The sequence below is a fragment of the Plantibacter sp. VKM Ac-2880 genome (assembly GCF_015351235.1).
In the GTDB taxonomy this organism is placed as follows: domain Bacteria; phylum Actinomycetota; class Actinomycetes; order Actinomycetales; family Microbacteriaceae; genus Plantibacter.
Genome location: NZ_JADKSJ010000001.1, coordinates 1,816,912 through 1,833,930, shown reverse-complemented (window position 1 = coordinate 1,833,930; position 17,019 = coordinate 1,816,912). Strand labels below are relative to the sequence as shown.

Sequence of the window (17,019 nt, the reverse complement as noted above, 5' to 3'; positions counted from 1 at the left end):
GCTTCACCGAACGCTCGGAGCAGTCATGACCACGAACCTCGACGCAGCAGAAACGACGCCGACCACCGCCCCGACAGCCGGTGCCGCGGTCACCCTGATCCACCGCCCGGGGCGCTGGATCGACGGCTGGAACCCTGAGGACACCGGCTTCTGGGAGCGTGAGGGTCGGAGTATCGCCGGGAGGAACCTCCGGTGGTCGATCTTCGCCGAGTTCCTCGGATTCGTCGTCTGGCAGCTCTGGAGCATCGTCGTCGTGATGCTGCCGAGCGCGGGGTTCTCCTTCTCCACCGCTGAGACGTTCTGGCTGATCTCCATGCCGAGTCTCGTGGGCGCCACCCTCCGGTTCCCGTACTCGTTCATGGTCCCGAAGTTCGGCGGCCGCAATTGGACGATCATCTCCGCCGGGCTGCTCCTCATCCCGTCGATCGCGCTTGCGCTCTGCGTGGGCAATCCGGACACCCCTTTCGGCGTCATGCTCGTCGTCGCCGGACTCGCCGGCTTCGGCGGCGGCAACTTCGCCAGCTCCATGTCGAACATCACCTACTTCTACCCGCAGCGGGAGAAGGGATGGGCGCTCGGCTTGAACGCGGCCGGAGGCAACCTCGGCGCCGCCGTCGCACAGTTCGTCGTGCCCATCGCGGTCACGATCGGTGCAGCGGCCACCCTCAACCTGAGCCTCGCCGGATGGATCTGGGTGCCGCTCATCCTGGTGGCGATGGTCGGCGCGTACCGGTCCATGGACAACCTGTCGTCCGCGAAGGCCGACCTCCGCGGGTCCGCGGCGGCGCTCCGCGAACCGCACCTCTGGATCCTCGCCGTGCTCTACATCGGCACCTTCGGATCCTTCATCGGCTTCGCGAGCGTGTTCCCGAAGCTCATCGCGGACCAGTTCCCCGCATTCTCGACCTTCGCGGTGGGTTCCGCCTCGATCTCCCTCGCGTTCCTCGGAGCGTTGATCGGCTCCCTGGCGCGGCCCTTCGGCGGGCGGCTCGCGGACCGCTTCGGCGGCGCGGTCGTGACGATGAGTGCGTTCGCGGTCATGGCGCTCGGAGCGCTCGCGGTGCTGTGGACCCTCCCGATGGCGAACTTCTGGCTGTTCCTCGGCTGTTTCCTGCTCCTGTTCGTGGCCGCCGGCGTCGGCAACGGCTCGACGTACCGGATGATCCCCAGCGTGTTCGCCGCGCGTTCCGGTCTGCACGACGCCCACCACCGGGGCGGCGACGTGACGACGCAGCGGAAGGCGGCCGCCGCGCTGGGGCTCATCTCCGCGATCGGCGCGTACGGCGGCTTCGTGATCCCGCAGATCCTCGGCCTCTCGCACGGCGCCACCGGCAGCTACTCGTCCGCGTTCATCGGGTTCGTCGGGGCGTACGTCGTCCTCTTCGCGATCACCTTCCTCGTCTACTTCCGGAGGAACGCCTCGCTGGCCGGTCAACGACTGTGAGCGACCGTCCCGTCCACGTCTGACCGAAGGACACCACATGCCGCGTTCCACCGCCCCGGCGACCGACACCCACTGCCCCTACTGCGCCCTCCAGTGCGCGATGTCCCTCACCCGGGCACCAACGGTGGACGGCGTGGCTCCGCGGCTCCCACTCGAGGTCTCGGGACGGGACTTCCCGACGAACCGGGGAGGCCTCTGCAAGAAGGGATGGACGTCCGGCGAACTCCTCGGGCGGGGCGACCGCCTCACGGCCCCGCTCGTGCGGAACGCCGCCGGGGTGCTGGTCGAGACGAGCTGGGACGCCGCGTTGGATCTCGTCGCCTCGACCGTCCTGCGGATCCGCGAGGCACGCGGAGCGGACGCCGTCGGGGTGTTCGGAGGCGGCGGACTCACGAACGAGAAGGCCTACCAGCTGGGCAAGTTCGCGAGGATCGCGATCGGGACGAGTCGGATCGACTACAACGGGCGGTTCTGCATGTCGTCCGCGGCGGCCGCGGGCAACCGGGCCTTCGGGATCGACCGGGGGCTGCCGTTCCCGCTCGAGGACCTCGACGGCGCATCGACCGTCCTCCTCCTCGGGTCGAACGTCGCGGAGACCATGCCGCCGTTCATCGGTCATCTCACGGGTGCGCAAGCCGCCGGCGGTCTGATCGTCGTCGACCCGCGTCGTTCGGCGACCGCCCGACTGACCGAGCAGCAGCGTGGCATGCACGTGCAACCCGCCCCGGGCACCGACCTCGTCCTCCTGCTGGGACTGACGCACCTCGTCCTCGCCGAGGGGCTCGCCGACCTCGACTACCTCGAGCGCCGCACGACGGGGCTGGGTGCGCTTCGGCGCAGCGTGAGCGCCTGGTGGCCGGAACGGGTCCAGTCGGTCACGGGCGTGCCCACCACGGTGCTCCGCGAGGTCGCGCATCGACTCGCCACGTCCGGCGGGGGCACCTACATCCTCACTGGTCGGGGCGTCGAGCAGCACGTCGACGGCACCGACACGGCCACCGCGGCCATCAACCTCGCGCTCGTCCTCGGCCTGCCTGGCCGGCCGGGGTCCGGCTACGGCACCCTCACCGGTCAGGGCAACGGTCAGGGCGGTCGGGAGCACGGGCAGAAGTGCGATCAGCTGCCGGGGTATCGGAAGATCACCGATCCCGAAGCCCGCCGTCACGTCGCGGGCGTCTGGGGCGTCCCCGTCGAGTCGATCCCCGGCCCCGGTCTCCCGGCCGTCGCCCTGCTGAACACGCTCGGCGACCCCGACGGCGTGCACGCGCTCCTCGTCCACGGCTCGAACGTCGTCGTCTCGGCACCCAACGTGCAGACGGTCCGCGATCGCCTGGAGCGTCTCGAACTGCTGGTGGTGTGCGACTTCTTCCTCTCCGAGACCGGCGCGCTCGCCGATGTCGTCCTCCCCACCACCCAGTGGGCTGAAGAGGAGGGCACCATGACGTCCTTGGAGGGCCGGGTCATCCGCCGACGGCTGGCCGTCGATCCGCCGGCGGGTGTCCGGAGCGAACTCTGGATCATGCGCGAGCTGGCGCGTCGACTCGACGCCCCCGGCCGGTTCGACGTGGACCCGGCCCTGGTCTTCGACGAGCTGGCGGCAGCGTCGGCCGGTGGTGTCGCCGACTACTCGGGTCTCAGCCACGCCCTGCTCGACACCGGCATCGCCGCCCATTGGCCGTTCCCGGCGGGCGGTTCCGGCACCCCACGGCTGTTCAGCGAACGGTTCGCCCACGACGACGGTCTGGCCCGTCTCGTCCCCGTCCGTCCCGCCGTCGGATCGGAGTCCGTCGACGCAGAACACGAGCTCACCCTCACGACCGGACGGCTGCTCGAGCACTACCAGTCCGGGACCCAGACACGCCGCGTCCCGGAGCTCGACGACGCGCGCCCCGCCGTGTTCGTCCAGCTCCACCCGGCAACCGCTGCGCGTCTCGGCATCGTCGAGGGCGGAATGGTCGAGCTGTCGAACCGTCGTGGAACCCTCACCGCGCGGGCGAGCATCGACCTCGACATCCGTCACGACACGGTGTTCCTCCCGTTCCACTATGCCGGTGCGGCCTCGGCGAACCTCCTGACGCAGGACGCCGTGGACCCGGTCTCCGGCATGCCCGACTTCAAACGCGCGGCGGTCCGCGTGCGTCCGGCCGTGCACGGCGGATCCCCCGTGCCCGTTGCCGCCGGGGTCGGTGCACGATCATGAACGCCCAGAGGAGCGACCCCCTCCGGATCGTCCTCATCGGTTTCGGGCCGGTGGGCGCGCGGTTCGCCGAGGAGCTCGCCCCCGGCGTCCGCGCAGGCGACGTCGCGCTGACCGTGATCGGCCAGGAGCCGGTCGACGCCTACAACCGTGTCCTCGTCGCCGAACACGCCACCGGTTCCGCACAACTCGCCGACATGACCCTCGTCAGCGCGCGGGACCTGGCCGACGACGGCATCGGGGTGCTCCTCGGTGCGACCGCGACCCGGATCGATCGCGCAGGCCGGACGGTGGAACTCGACCGTGGAGACGCACTCCCCTACGACCATCTCGTCCTCGCGACCGGAGCACGGGCGAACGTCCCGACCCTCGACGGCGTCGACCGGTGGAGACGAGACCTCCCGGCACTGGAGAAGTACGGTGCGCGTCTCATGGGGTCGGATCACGCCCTCCCGGCCGGGGTGTGCGCCATGCGCGACCTCGACGACGCCGACACCGTCGCTGCAGTCGTACGGACTGGCGGACGGATCGTCGTCCTCGGCGCGGGTGTGCTGGGCCTCGAGACGGCTCTTGCGGCGGCGAAGGCCGGGGCCGACGTGGTCGTCGTGCACCACGGCCCGACGCCCATGCCACGCAACCTCGATCGCGGCGCCGGCTCCGTCCTGTCCGGCGCGCTCCGTGCGGCGGGCGTCGAGGTCGTGGCGAACAGTCGAGCGGAGGCGGTGGGCTACCGGGACGACCCCACCGGCGGTCGCCGGTTCGACGCGCTCATCACCGCGGACGGCAAACGGATCGCGGGAGACCTGCTCCTGTTGTCGTGCGGCGTGAGCGCCCGGTCGGACCTCGCGGTCCTCGCCGGGCTCCGAGTCGGCGCCGGCGTCCTCGTCGATGAAGCGCTCACCAGCTGGTCCGACGAGCGGATCTCGGCGATCGGAGACTGCGCGCACGTCCTCACCCCGACGCCGGAGCGCCGCAATGAACGGGTCATGCCCGGTGGCCCCTCCGGGCTCATCGGTCCGGGGTGGCGGCAGGCGGAGTGGCTCGCTGCCCACCTCCTCCGAGCGGGTGCGGCGGCCGACGACCGGCGAGGTCTGCTCACGCCCCCGCCCGTCGAGCGATCGAGCCCGGTCGCACTCAAGGCCACAGGAGTCGACGTGGTCGCGGTCGGAGACGTCCAGGTCGACCCCTGGGACGTCTCCCCTGAGACTGCGGACCCCTGCGGGCTACACGGCTCGGCGAGGCGCAGCGTCTCGGTCTGGGCGGACCCCGACCACGGCCGGTACGTGAAGATGGTCACCCGCGCCGGCGTCTTGAGCGCGTTCGTGGCGGTCGGGATGCCTCGGGCCGCGGCCGAGCTGACCCTCCTCTACGAGAGCGGTGGCGAGCTGCCCGCGGACCGTTCCGTGCTGCTCCGTCTGGACGGGCCGGACGCCGTAGGCGCGACGTCAGCCGACGCCTTCGCGCCGACCACGACCGTCTGCACCTGCAACGGCGTGACCGTCGGCAGGATCCAGGAGGCTGCGGAGGCCGGCAACATCACGGTCTCCTGCATCGGGAAGGCGACCCGCGCCGGCACCGGGTGCGGCGGGTGCACCGACCGGATCACGACGGTGTTGGAGCGCGTCGCGGCGGTCAAGCATCAAGGCGAGCCGATCGCCGTGTGAGGCTCCCGGGAACGACGACGGCGGAGGCGCCTGCTGTTTCCAGCTGACGACTCCGCCGTGCGGTTCGAGCCGGTGTACGGCTCGGAACGGTGTTACTCGGGCTTCGGCGTCCCGGTCTCCTCCGGAGCCGTCTCCGACTCCTCGGATGCTTCTGCCTCCGGGGCGTCCGCGTCCGGGGCATCGGCAACCGATGCGTCCGGAGCGTCGTCCGCCTCGGGGAGCTCTTCGAAGAGCCCGGTCGGCGGCGTGACCGTCACGATCCCGGCAGCGACGTCCACAGCCGGAACGATGGCCTTGACGAACGGGACCATGACCTCGCCGTCTCGCGTCTTGACGATCAGAAGGTCCTGCGACGGGAAGTGCTCGACCCGCGCGACGGTTCCGACCGACGCACCGTCACGATGCACTGCCAGACCGACGAGCTGGTGGTCGTACCACGCGTCTTCCTCGGCCGGCAGCTCCGTGGGGTCCTGCTCGACCCACAGGATGGCCTTGACCAACGTCTCGGCCTCGCTCCGATCGGTGATCCCGACGAAGAACGCCACCGGCTGGCTGTTGTACCAGCGGAGCTCGATGAGCTCGAGCGACTTGCCCCGCCATTTGGAGCCGGCAGGGACCTGCAGCGTGAAGCTCGCACCCGGGGTGAACCGGTGTTCCGGCTCGTCCGTGTAGAGCTCGACCTTGAGAGCGCCCTTCAGCCCATGTGCCTTCGTGAGCCGGCCGACCCGCAATTGGGTCTTCGGCTCCGTCTCCTCGGCCACCTAGGCGTTTGCGCCGGTGGCGTCCGTGTCGACCACGTCGACGCGGACCCGCCGGCCGTCCGCCAACGCAGCCACGAGGGTGCGGAGGGACTTGGCCGTCCGGCCGGCACGACCGATGACCCGGCCGAGGTCCTCGGGGTTCACACGAACCTCGAGGACCTCGCCACGGGCGGAGTTCTGTGCCGTGACGCGAACGTCATCCGGGTGATCGACGATCCCCTTGACGAGGTGTTCGAGCGCGGGAGCGAGCAAGACTACGCCTGCTCTGCTTCGGCGGCGTCAGCGGCGGGAGCCTCGGCCTCGGCCGGAGCAGCCTTGGCCGGAGCCTCGGCCTTCGGCTTGAGGACGGGCTTCTTCTTCTCGTCGGCGACGAAGGCGGCCTTCGGCTCCTTGACGCGGACGGTGCTGACCGCGTCCTTGTCGCCCTTGAACTTGCCCCAGTCGCCCGTGAGCTTGAGGAGCGCTGCGACCTGCTCGGTCGGCTGCGCGCCGACGCTCAGCCAGTACTGTGCGCGCTCGGAGTCGACCTCGATGAACGAGGGCTCCTCGGTGGGGTGGTACTTGCCGATCTCCTCGATGACACGGCCGTCGCGCTTCGTGCGCGAGTCGGCGACGACGATGCGGTAGAAGGGCGCGCGGATCTTGCCGAGACGCTTGAGACGGATTTTGACAGCCACGATTCTCCTGAATGATGTGATGTTTGATGTGCTCGCTGCCGAAAGGTGGGGCCACACGCTCGACGCGAAAACTGTGGTTGCTGCGGGCGTCGGATAGAGGGTCGAACTCCGCGCAGACTCAACTCTCTATTCTGCCAGACATCGGCCGATCTGGGTAATCCTGCGACACGGGGGCGGAAGGACCGGTGTACCGCGTGGAAGGATGGGCTGGCGCACGGCACCCGGTCGTGCCCTGCGGGAGGTCGACGCCAATGCCCATCGAGTTCGCCAACTCCGAGCGTTCGACCGTCGGCCTCGAATGGGAGGTCGCCCTCGTCGACCGCGACACCGGCGATCTCGTCGCATCCGCCGACACCGTGCTCTCGGAACTGCGCGGTGAGGACGGTTCGGACCACGCCCAGATCACGAACGAACTGCTGCTCAACACCCTCGAACTCGTCTCCGGGGTGCACCACACGGTGCCGGAGGCGATCGCCGACCTCGAGGGACAGCTGGCCGAGGTACGCGCCATCACCGACCCCATGGGCGTGGAGCTCATCTGCAGCGGTTCCCACCCGTTCGGGCAGTGGTACGACCAGCAGGTGACCGACAAGCCGCGGTACCACAAGCTCATCGACCGCACGCAGTGGTGGGGCCGGAACATGATGATCTCGGGCGTCCACGCCCATGTCGGCGTTGAGACGGTCGACAAGGTCCTCCCGATCATGAACGGACTGCTGACGTACCTCCCGCACCTCCAGGCACTGTCCGCGTCGAGCCCCTACTGGGGTGGTGTCGACACGGGGTACGCGTCGAACCGCGCACTCATGTTCCAGCAGCTCCCGACGGCAGGCCTCCCCTATCAACTCTCCGACTGGGAGCAGTTCGAGGCGTACGTGGACGACCTGACGGTGACGGGCATCATCGAGGACCACACCGAGGTCCGCTGGGACGTGCGCCCCTCGCCCCAGTGGGGCACCGTGGAGATGCGCGCCTGCGACGGCGCCTCGACCGTCGGCGAGTTCGCCGCGCTCGCCTCGCTCATCCATTGCCTCACCGAGCACCTCTCCGATCGCCTGGACGACGGCGAGCGACTACAGACCCTGCAGCCCTGGTACGTCCGGGAGAACAAGTGGCGCGCGGCGCGGTACGGGCTCGACGCGGAGATCATCCTCGACTCCTCCGGTCACGAACGGTTGGTGACGGACGACCTGCACGATCTGCTCGACACCCTCGCGCCGATCGCCAGGCGGCTCGGCTGCTCGGAGGAGCTGGCGAGCATCGCCGCGATCATCGACCACGGCGCGAGCTACCAGCGTCAGCTCGCCGTCGCCCACGCGAACGGCGGCAGCCTGCAGGCGGTCGTGAGCGCGCTCGCGAAGGAGCTGCGACACGGGGTCCAGCCGGCCGCCTGAGGAGGCGGAGTCACTCCGCGCGGTCGAGCGTTCCGATCCGCGCGCCGGCGTCGTCGGTCACGACCAAGCGCTCACCGTCGTCCGACAGGGCGACCTCGGCGATCCCCCGGAGCCACGTGTCCACACCAGGGCACGCCATCAGCGTGCCCGCCACGTCGGAGACCTCGACCGAGTCGTCCTCGGCCCGCCAGGAGCCGGACAGACTGTTGCACCCGTCGGAACCGGTGACCCGACCGTCGTCGGAGAAGATCAGGTGGGGGTCCGCTGCGCTGGTGCCGTCGCCCCAGGTCCCGACGACGCGCTCCCCGAGGCCACCGGCCGAGCATGCGGCGAGCAACGCGGCCGCGAGGACGACGCCGATGGCCGTCGCCAGCACCCTCAGCGCGCGCATTCCGTCACCGCCGGTGTCAGCGACCCAGGAACTTCTGGAGTTCGGCGAGTTCAGCCTCGGTCGGGGCCTTCGTGCCCGCCGACGCGCCGCCACCGAGTCCGAAGCCCGCACCGGTCGCCGGGGCCTGCGCCTCGACGACACCGGCGTTCTCCGCTGCCCGCTTGGCCGGGTTCCCCGAACGGGAACCCTTCTTCTTCGCCTGGGGCTTCGGACGGTTCGTCCGGGCACCGGGGACCGGGCCCATGCCGGGGATGTTCGGAACGCCGCCCTTGGCGACCGTCTTCATCATCTTGGCGGCCTGCTCGAACCGGTTCACCAGGGCGTTGACCTCGGTCACCGTCATGCCGGAACCCTTGGCGATCCGCAGTCGGCGCGAGCCGTTGAGGATCTTCGGGTTGGTGCGCTCGGCGGTCGTCATCGACTGGATGATCGCCTCGGTGCGCACGATCTCGCGCTCGTCGAAGTTCTGGAGCTGCTCCTTCATCTGGCCCATGCCCGGGAGCATGCCCATCATCTTCTTGATGGAGCCCATCCCCCGCAGCTGCTGCATCTGCTTGAGGAAGTCGTCGAGGGTGAACGAGTCGGTCGCGAACTTCTCGGCGACCTTGCGGGCCTCGTCCTCGTCGAAGTTCTGCTGCGCCTGCTCGATCAGGGTGAGGATGTCACCGAGGTCGAGGATCCGGCTGGCCATGCGGTCGGGGTGGAAGGGCTCGAAGTCGTCGAGGCCCTCGCCGGTCGACGCGAACATGATGGGTCGTCCCGTGACCGAGGCGATCGAGAGGGCGGCTCCACCGCGTGCGTCGCCGTCGAGCTTCGACAGCACGACGCCGGTGAAGTCGACGCCGTCGAGGAAGGCCTTGGCCGTCGCGACCGCGTCCTGTCCGATCATCGCGTCGATGACGAAGAGCACCTCGTCGGGGTCCACCGCCTTGCGGATGTTCGAGGCCTGCTTCATGAGCTCGGCGTCGACACCGAGTCGACCTGCGGTGTCGACGATGACCGTGTCGTAGAGCTTCTGCTCGGCGAACTTGACGCCGTCGCGCGCGACCTTCACGGGATCGCCGACACCGTTGCCCGGCTCGGGGGCGTAGACGGGGACACCCGCCTGTTCACCGACGACCTGGAGCTGCGTGACCGCGTTCGGCCGCTGGAGGTCCGAGGCGATGAGCAACGGCGTGTGACCGTCCTTCTTGAGCCATTTGCCGAGCTTGCCCGCGAGCGTCGTCTTTCCGGCACCCTGGAGGCCGGCGAGCATGATGACGGTCGGTGGCTTCTTCGCGAACTCGAGCCGCCGCTGCTGGCCGCCGAGGATCGTGATGAGCTCGTCGTTGACGATCTGCACGACCTGCTGCGCCGGGTTCAGCGCCTTGCTCACCTCGTCGCCGAGTGCGCGTTCGCGGACGCGACCGGTGAAGTCCTTGACGACGTCGAGTGCGACATCCGCGTCGAGGAGTGCGCGGCGGATCTCGCGGACGGTGCCGTCGACATCGGCAGCGGAGAGCTTGCCCTTGGTGCGGAGGTTCTTGAACGTGTCCGCGAGGCGGTCAGAGAGGGTACCGAACGTTGCCATGATCCCTCCAGTTTAGGGCAGTCGGCGTCCAGGTCCCGTCGAACGGCAGGAACCGCCGCCAGCGAGTATTTGTACGGCGTCCAAGAATGCTATCGTGGCCGCCATGACAGAGCTCCTCCTCGCCGGACTCGCCCCGGCGTTCGTCCCCTACCTCGACGGCTGGGCGCTGCAGCGCCGGGTGCACGCGGCCGTGGTCGCAGGCACCGGCCCCGAACAGTTGATCCTCTGCGAACACGAGCCGGTGTACACGGCAGGCAAGCTGACGCGCGCCGACGAACGTCCGGACGACGGGACACCGGTCGTCCCCGTGGACCGCGGTGGGCGGATCACCTGGCACGGCCCCGGACAGCTCACCGGCTACCCCATCGTCCGTCTGCCGGAGCCCGTCGACGTCGTCGCCCACGTGCGTCTGCTCGAGGAGGTCATGCTGCGGACGATCGCCGAAATCGGCATCGCTGGGCGCCGGATCGAGGGACGATCCGGCGTCTGGGTGGATCCCGTGGACGGTGGCCCCGCGGCGAAGATCGGTGCCGTCGGCGTGCGCATCCAAGCCGGGGTCGCCATCCACGGCTTCGCCCTCAACTGCAGCAATTCGCTCGAGCCGTTCGAGCACATCGTCGCCTGCGGCATCGCCGACGCCGGAGTCACCACGGTCAGCAGCGAGCTCGGCCGCACGGTCACGCCGGCTGACGTGGCTCATCGCGTGGCGGAACGGTTCGCGGACCTCCAGCACGGTTGGCGGTTCACCTCCGCCCCTGCGGTCGGAGCCGTCGCGTGAGCGCCTGTGGCGCTCCGGCCCCCGACGCCGCGGCGGACACCGGCGGTCGCAAACTGCTGCGACTCGAGGTCCGCAACGCCCAGACGCCCATCGAGCGGAAGCCCGACTGGATCAAGACCCGCGCGACGATGGGCCCTGAGTATCGGCAGCTCCAGACCCTCGTGCAGGAGGAGGGGCTGCACACGGTGTGCCAGGAGGCCGGGTGCCCGAACATCTTCGAGTGCTGGGAGGACCGCGAGGCGACCTTCCTCATCGGCGGCTCGCAGTGCACCAGGCGGTGCGACTTCTGCCAGATCGACACCGGCAAACCCGCCGACTACGACCGCGACGAGCCCCGTCGGGTCGCCGACTCCGTGCAGCGCATGCGGCTCCGCTACGCGACCGTGACAGGTGTGGCTCGCGACGACCTCCCCGACGAGGGCGCGTGGCTGCACGCCGAGACCGTCCGCCGCATCCACGAGACCAACCCCGGCACGGGTGTGGAGATCCTCGCGACCGACTTCTCCGGCAACCCCGACCTCCTCGGCGAGGTGTTCGCCTCACGTCCCGAGGTGTTCGCGCACAACGTGGAGACGGTCCCCCGCATCTTCAAACGGATCAGACCGGCGTTCCGGTACGAGCGGTCGCTCGACGTCCTCACCCAGGCCAGGGCCGCGGGGCTCATCACGAAGTCCAACCTCATCCTGGGCATGGGCGAGGACCGGAGCGAGATCAGCCAGGCGCTCGAGGACCTGCACGAGGCGGGCACGGACATCATCACCGTCACGCAGTACCTGCGTCCGACGCCTCGGCATCTCCCCGTCGACCGATGGGTGAAACCGCAGGAGTTCCTCGAGATCAAGGAGGAGGCCGAGGAGGTCGGGTTCCTCGGCGTGCTGGCCGGTCCGCTCGTCCGGTCCTCGTACCGGGCCGGTCGTCTCTGGGCGCAGTCCATGACGGCGAAGGGTCTGCCGGTCCCCGAGGGCCTGCGCCACCTCGCGGACTCCTCGCTCGGGTTCGCGCAGGCGGTCTGAACGCCGGGGCTGCGTCCCGGGGCCGAGGCTCCGGGACTCAGTCCTCGCTCGTGACCCCGGTGACCTCGCCGTCGGAGCTGTACGCCACCATGAGCACGCCGTCGAGCTGGTCGGCGTCGAGCGAGTACTCGAAGATCGCGAACGCCTCATCGCCGTTGTGCTGATGCGGCGCGAACCCGACGCTCAGCAGGGTCATTGATCGGATGACGTCGACGTCGCGGTCGCCGGACTCGTCGACGAGGACGTCCGGCAACGACTCACCCAGCTCCTCGACGGCCTGGATGATGTACTCCGTCACCTCCGAGGTGCGATCGTCGACCTCGCTCAGCATCGCCTCGCGGGAGCGAAGGTCGAAGCCCTCGAGGGCCAGGATCATCGCGGCCGCGAGGTCGAGCGCGTCCGCGGGGATCTCGTCCTCGTCGGGCGCGCTGAGCGAGATGGACACGGACTGCTCGCCCACGTCGATGTTGTCCGACCAGTACACGCCGCCGCCCGGCTCGGTCGCGATGATGCCGAAGTAGTCATGCTCGATCGCCATCAGTTGCCCACCAGGTTCTGTGCGAAGACGTGGGGTGTGAACCCGGTGAGGTCCCCGATCCCCTCACCCTGTCCGACGAGTTTGATCGGGATGCCGGTCTTCTCCTGGACGGCGAGGACGAACCCGCCCTTCGCGGAGCCGTCGAGCTTCGTCAGGACGAGCCCCGTCACGCCGGCGTGCTCGATGAACGCCTGCGCCTGCGACAGGCCGTTCTGCCCGGTCGTCGCGTCGAGGACGAGGAGCACCTCCGAGATGGGCGCCTGCTTCTCGACGACGCGCCGGATCTTCGACAGCTCGTCCATCAGCCCGCCCTTGGTCTGCAGCCGGCCCGCGGTGTCGATGATGACGATCTCGGTTCCCGTCCGCTTGGCGTACTCGATCGTCTGGAACGCGACCGAGGCCGGATCCTGACCCTGCTGCTGGGGGCGCACGATCTGCGCCCCGGCGCGCTCCGCCCAGGTCGCGAGCTGTTCGACCGCCGCGGCACGGAACGTGTCGGCCGCCCCGACGACGACGCTGCGGTCGTAGTTGCGGAGGAACTTCGCGAACTTGCCGATGGTCGTGGTCTTGCCGACCCCGTTGACGCCGACGACGAGGACCACCGCGGGACGCTCGCTGAGCTTCAAGGTGGTGTCGAACTTCGACAGCCGCTCCTCGACCTCCTCGCGGAGCATCCGCTGCAGGTCGCGCGGGTCGGTCGTGCGGTAGCGGTCGACGGAGGCGTGCAGACCGGTGACGATCGACTCGGTGACGTCGGGGCCGAAGTCGGCGCCGATGAGCGCGTCCTCGAGGTCCTCCCACGTCGTCTCGTCGATCGTCGGACGTTGGAACATGCCTTTGAGGGCACCGGAGAGCGACCAGGGTGTGCGTGCAGCCATGGTCTCAGCGTAGCCGTCGGCGAGGCGGTCCCGTCGCGGGACGGCGAACGATCAGCCGGCCCGTTCCTCGACGACGCGTTGACCGACCACGGCCGACACGCCGTCCTGACGCATCGAGACGCCGTAGAGGGCGTCCGCGATCTCCATCGTGCGCTTCTGGTGCGTGATCACGATGAGCTGACTCGTCTGTCGGAGGTCCTCGAAGATGGTGAGCAGCCGCCCGAGGTTCGCGTCGTCGAGGGCCGCCTCCACCTCGTCCATGATGTAGAAGGGGCTCGGCCGGGCTTTGAAGATGGCGATGAGCAGGGCCACCGCGGCGAGCGAACGCTCACCCCCGGACAGGAGCGACAGGCGCTCGATCTTCTTGCCGGCGGGCTTCACCGACACCTCGATGCCCGTGGTGAGCATGTGGTCGGGGTCCGTGAGCGAGATGCTGCCGGTGCCGCCAGGGAACAGGATCGGGAACACCTCGGTGAACGCGGCTTCGGTGTCGGCGAACGCCGAGGCGAAGATCACCTCCATCTTCCCGTCGATGTCCTCGATGATCGACAACAGGTCGGCGCGGGTGCTGGTGAGGTCGGCGAGCTGTTCGGTGAGGAAGCGGTGCCGTTGTTCGAGGGCGGCGAACTCCTCCAGGGCGAGCGGGTTGACCCGGCCGAGCTGCGCATAGGTGCGCTCGGCGGCGGCGAGTCGTTTCTGCTGATCCGCGCGGACGTAGGGGGTCGTCGGCACCTCGGGCGCGTCGAGGTCCATCGTCTCGTCGACCGAGCTCGCCGCAGCAGCCGCATCGGCAGGAGCATCCGTCGCCTCGTCGGAGGGTTCGGCGGGACCGGCGTCCTCTGGTTCAGGGGCCGTCCGGGCGGATGCTCGCGGCGTCGGAGGGTCGACCGGCACCGGGACGTCGGGCCCGTACTCGGCGACCAGGATGTCCTCGACGAGTCCCAGCTCCGACCCGGCGCGCTCGAGGAGACCGGACAGGTGCAGCTTCTTCTCGTAGATCTGGAGCTCGAGCCCGTGGACGCTCTCGGTGACGACCTGCAACCGTTGCCGGAGCGTGTGCTCCTCTCCACGCAAGCGCACGAGTTCGGCGTTCCGGCTGGATCTCGTCGCCTCGGCTTCCGCGAGGGCGACCCGCGCCTCGGTCACCGAGCGGTCGACCGAGTCGAGGACTGGCGGCAGCGCCCCGGTGACGGAGGTGGCTGCCGCGGCCTGCCGCGCCCGGATGACGGCCCGCCGTGCCGCCTCCTCCGCGGCGGCCTCGTCGGCCTGCCGCTGCCGCTCGAGGTTCGCGACCGCGAGCTCCTCCGCCCTGACGCGTTCCCGAGCGGTCTCCAGGAGCAGTCGGTGCTGCACCTCGGACTCGCGCGCCGCGTCGAGTTCGGCGGACAATGCGTCGCGGACCGTCACGTCGAGGAGCGGTCGTGGACGCGCCCGGGCGGTGTCGTGTTCCTGCCTCGCGCGGTCGGCTGCCACGACGGCGTCGGCTACGGCCGCGTCGGCGTTCGCCGCAGCCGCGAGGAGACGGTCGTGTTCCGCCTGGGCGGATTCGTACCGGACGGTCACCCGGTTGACCCGTTCGGCCTGCGAGGCGCGGTTGGCGTCGAACTCGCGCAAGGCGTTGAGGGCGGCCTGCGCCGTCTGCTTCGCCTCCTGCAGGATCGTCCGCTGCTCGCCCAGGGCGAAACGGGCCCGTTCGATGAGCGACTCGACCTCGCCGTGTCGGTCGGCGGCCGCATCGCGTTCGGCGAGAAGTTCGATGCGACTCTGCGCGCCACCACTCCCCCCGCGGACGATGCTGTCCGTGACGACGGCGCCGTCCCTGGTCACGATCGTGAACGCCGCCAGGGCTGGACCGAGTCGGTCATACGCGTCGATCGCTTTGTCGAGGGAGTCGACGACGAGGACCGTCGCGAGGATGCCGAGGACCCCGGGGGGTGCGTCCACGAGTTCGGCCGCCGAGGTGAACCCGGCCGGAGCGTCCGGCACCTCGCGGATGCCTTCCGCGATGACGATCTCGACCCGGCCCAGCCCGCGGTCCGCGGCGTGGTCGAGCGCTCGGCGCGCGGCGTGTCGATCGACCGCGACCGCCGCCTCGGCGAGCGTCCCGAGCGCTGCCGCCACGGCCGCCTCGTGGCCGGGCCGGACCTGCACGCGGTCCGCGACGATCCCGTCGATCCCGTCGAGCCCGCTGCCGGCGAGTTCCGCCGACCCGGTCTTGAGGTCGAGGGCGCGGGAGAGCGCGCTCGTCTTGGCACCGAGCGAATCTCGTTCGCGTTCGAGCGTGTGCAGCTGCTCGCGCAAGCCCTCGATCTCGCCCTCCGCGGCGGTCGCACCGCGCTGGGCCGCCTCGTAGGCATCGTCGAGGCCGGAGTCGGCGGTGTCGGCGAGGGTCGGGTCGTCTCCGAGCGCTTCGACCTCCAGCCGGGCGGCGTCCAGACGGAGGACCGCCGCGTCGATGGCGTTCTGCTGACGCAGCGCCTCGCCGCGGACCGCCGCCAACTTGGACGAGGCGGCGTCCACGGCACCGGCGAGTTTCGACAGCTCCAGGTCGTGCCTCGACACGAGGGCGCTCTGCGCGGCGATCTCGACGTCCACCGCGTCGAGCGCGGCACGCTGCTCGGCGGTGGTCGCCTGCGCCTGTCGCAAGGCGAGTTCCGCTTCCACGACCGCCGCGCGGAGCCCGTCGATCTCCGCGGTGGCGTCCGCGACCATCTGTCTCGTGATCCGTGGTTCGGCAGCGACCTCGTCGGTCGCGGGTCCGAGGAGCGCCAGACGCTGATTGGCGAGCGTGTAGAGGTTCCGGAGCCGTTCCTGCACGCTCTCGAGCTCGAAGGTGATCCGCCGCGCGTCGTCGACCGCATCGCCCAGTTGCGTCTGCTCGATCCGGCGGATCCGCGACTCCGCCTGCTCCAACTGCTCCTGGAGGACGAGGCGTTCCGTGTGGCGTTCGCTCTCCGACCGGTTGTGCTCGTCGAGCGAGCGCCGGAGCCCGACGACGTCGTCGGCGAGGATCCTGGCGCGGGCGTCGCGCACGACCGCAGCGATCGTCTGTGCTTCCCGGGCGATCTCCGCCTGGCGTCCGAGCGGCTTCAGCTGCCGCCGGATCTCCCCCGCGAGGTCGCTCAGTCGCGTCAGGTTGGTCTGCATCGCCTCGAGCTTCCGGAGGGTCTTCTCCTTGCGGCGACGATGCTTGAGGATCCCCGCCGCCTCCTCGATGAAACCGCGCCGCTCCTCGGGTGTCGCGCGGAGCACGGCGTCGAGCTGTCCTTGGCCGACGATGACGTGCATCTCGCGGCCCAGGCCGGAGTCGCTGAGCAACTCTTGGACGTCCAGCAACCGGCAGGTGTCTCCGTTGATGGCGTACTCGCTACCGCCGTTCCGGAACAGGGTCCGGCTGATCGTCACCTCGGTGTACTCGATGGGCAGGGCGCCGTCGCTGTTGTCGATGGTGAGCGTGACCTCGGCTCGTCCGAGCGGCCCCCTCGTCGACGTGCCGGCGAAGATGACGTCCTCCATCTTGCCGCCGCGGAGGGTCTTCACCCCCTGCTCCCCCATCACCCACGCGAGCGCGTCGACGACGTTCGACTTGCCGGAGCCGTTCGGACCCACGACGCAGGTGACGCCCTGCTCGAACGCGAAGGTGGTGGGGTGCGCGAAGGACTTGAACCCTTTGAGCGTCAGGCTCTTCAGGTACACGCGCACCTCCTCTCCCGC

At 69.8% G+C, this 17,019-nt stretch carries 14 protein-coding genes; 6 read left to right on the top strand and 8 right to left on the bottom strand.

Annotated elements, in window-relative coordinates; translation table 11 throughout:
• Positions 1 to 25 precede the first annotated feature (25 nt).
• From ITJ57_RS08845 to ITJ57_RS08835, 3 genes are read left to right on the top strand one after another with little or no spacing between them, the layout of a single operon-like run.
• On the top strand, positions 26 to 1,444 hold the full coding sequence (locus ITJ57_RS08845) for an MFS transporter (RefSeq protein ID WP_194669703.1): 1,419 nt from the start codon (positions 26 to 28) through the stop codon (positions 1,442 to 1,444).
• A gap of 37 nt (positions 1,445 to 1,481) precedes the next feature.
• The gene (locus ITJ57_RS08840) at positions 1,482 to 3,644 is read left to right on the top strand and encodes a molybdopterin oxidoreductase family protein (protein ID WP_194669702.1); all 2,163 of its coding nucleotides are present in this window, start codon (positions 1,482 to 1,484) and stop codon (positions 3,642 to 3,644) included.
• The gene (locus ITJ57_RS08835) at positions 3,641 to 5,305 is read left to right on the top strand and encodes an FAD-dependent oxidoreductase (RefSeq protein ID WP_194669701.1); all 1,665 of its coding nucleotides are present in this window, start codon (positions 3,641 to 3,643) and stop codon (positions 5,303 to 5,305) included. Before ITJ57_RS08840 ends, ITJ57_RS08835 begins: the two co-directional genes overlap by 4 nt.
• 92 nt (positions 5,306 to 5,397) lie before the next feature.
• On the opposite strand, the gene rimM is transcribed toward ITJ57_RS08835, so the two are convergent.
• The 3 genes from rimM to rpsP are packed head-to-tail and all read right to left on the bottom strand — an operon-like array spanning position 5,398 to position 6,743.
• A complete protein-coding gene (rimM, locus tag ITJ57_RS08830; protein ID WP_194669700.1) occupies positions 5,398 to 6,066 on the bottom strand; it encodes a ribosome maturation factor RimM in 669 nt (222 codons plus the stop codon).
• Positions 6,067 to 6,318: an RNA-binding protein gene (locus ITJ57_RS08825; RefSeq protein WP_194669699.1), complete on the bottom strand. Its 252-nt coding sequence runs from the start codon at positions 6,316 to 6,318 to the stop codon at positions 6,067 to 6,069.
• A 2-nt stretch (positions 6,319 to 6,320) separates the two neighbouring features.
• The gene (gene rpsP, locus ITJ57_RS08820; protein WP_056006896.1) at positions 6,321 to 6,743 is read right to left on the bottom strand and encodes a 30S ribosomal protein S16; all 423 of its coding nucleotides are present in this window, start codon (positions 6,741 to 6,743) and stop codon (positions 6,321 to 6,323) included.
• A 251-nt stretch (positions 6,744 to 6,994) separates the two neighbouring features.
• On the opposite strand from rpsP, the gene ITJ57_RS08815 reads away from it, so the two are divergent.
• Positions 6,995 to 8,137 (top strand): glutamate--cysteine ligase, encoded by a 1,143-nt coding sequence (locus tag ITJ57_RS08815; RefSeq protein ID WP_194669698.1) that lies wholly within the window; start codon positions 6,995 to 6,997, stop codon positions 8,135 to 8,137.
• A gap of 10 nt (positions 8,138 to 8,147) precedes the next feature.
• Here the strand turns inward: ITJ57_RS08815 and ITJ57_RS08810 are convergent, their stop codons facing one another.
• Both ITJ57_RS08810 and ffh read right to left on the bottom strand, forming a co-directional pair.
• A complete protein-coding gene (locus tag ITJ57_RS08810; protein ID WP_194669697.1) occupies positions 8,148 to 8,528 on the bottom strand; it encodes an META domain-containing protein in 381 nt (126 codons plus the stop codon).
• Between the two features lie 16 nt (positions 8,529 to 8,544).
• Positions 8,545 to 10,098, bottom strand: coding sequence for a signal recognition particle protein (gene ffh, locus ITJ57_RS08805; protein WP_194669696.1), 1,554 nt, complete (start codon positions 10,096 to 10,098; stop codon positions 8,545 to 8,547).
• 103 nt (positions 10,099 to 10,201) lie between these two features.
• Here ffh and lipB point away from each other — a divergent pair, with 103 nt between their 5' ends.
• Positions 10,202 to 10,876 carry a lipoyl(octanoyl) transferase LipB gene (gene lipB / locus ITJ57_RS08800; RefSeq protein WP_194669695.1) on the top strand — a complete coding sequence of 225 codons (675 nt, stop codon included), beginning with the start codon at positions 10,202 to 10,204 and terminating at the stop codon, positions 10,874 to 10,876.
• Positions 10,873 to 11,889: a lipoyl synthase gene (lipA, locus tag ITJ57_RS08795; RefSeq protein WP_370582279.1), complete on the top strand. Its 1,017-nt coding sequence runs from the start codon at positions 10,873 to 10,875 to the stop codon at positions 11,887 to 11,889. Before lipB ends, lipA begins: the two co-directional genes overlap by 4 nt.
• Before the next feature lie 37 nt (positions 11,890 to 11,926).
• On the opposite strand, the gene ITJ57_RS08790 is transcribed toward lipA, so the two are convergent.
• The 3 genes from ITJ57_RS08790 to ITJ57_RS08780 are packed head-to-tail and all read right to left on the bottom strand — an operon-like array spanning position 11,927 to position 17,001.
• Complete coding sequence (locus tag ITJ57_RS08790; protein ID WP_194669694.1) at positions 11,927 to 12,427, bottom strand: DUF2004 domain-containing protein; 501 nt, start codon at positions 12,425 to 12,427, stop codon at positions 11,927 to 11,929.
• Positions 12,427 to 13,305: a signal recognition particle-docking protein FtsY gene (gene ftsY, locus ITJ57_RS08785; protein ID WP_056006913.1), complete on the bottom strand. Its 879-nt coding sequence runs from the start codon at positions 13,303 to 13,305 to the stop codon at positions 12,427 to 12,429. Before ftsY ends, ITJ57_RS08790 begins: the two co-directional genes overlap by 1 nt.
• A gap of 51 nt (positions 13,306 to 13,356) precedes the next feature.
• A complete protein-coding gene (locus ITJ57_RS08780) occupies positions 13,357 to 17,001 on the bottom strand; it encodes an AAA family ATPase (RefSeq protein WP_194670355.1) in 3,645 nt (1,214 codons plus the stop codon).
• Positions 17,002 to 17,019 lie beyond the last annotated feature (18 nt).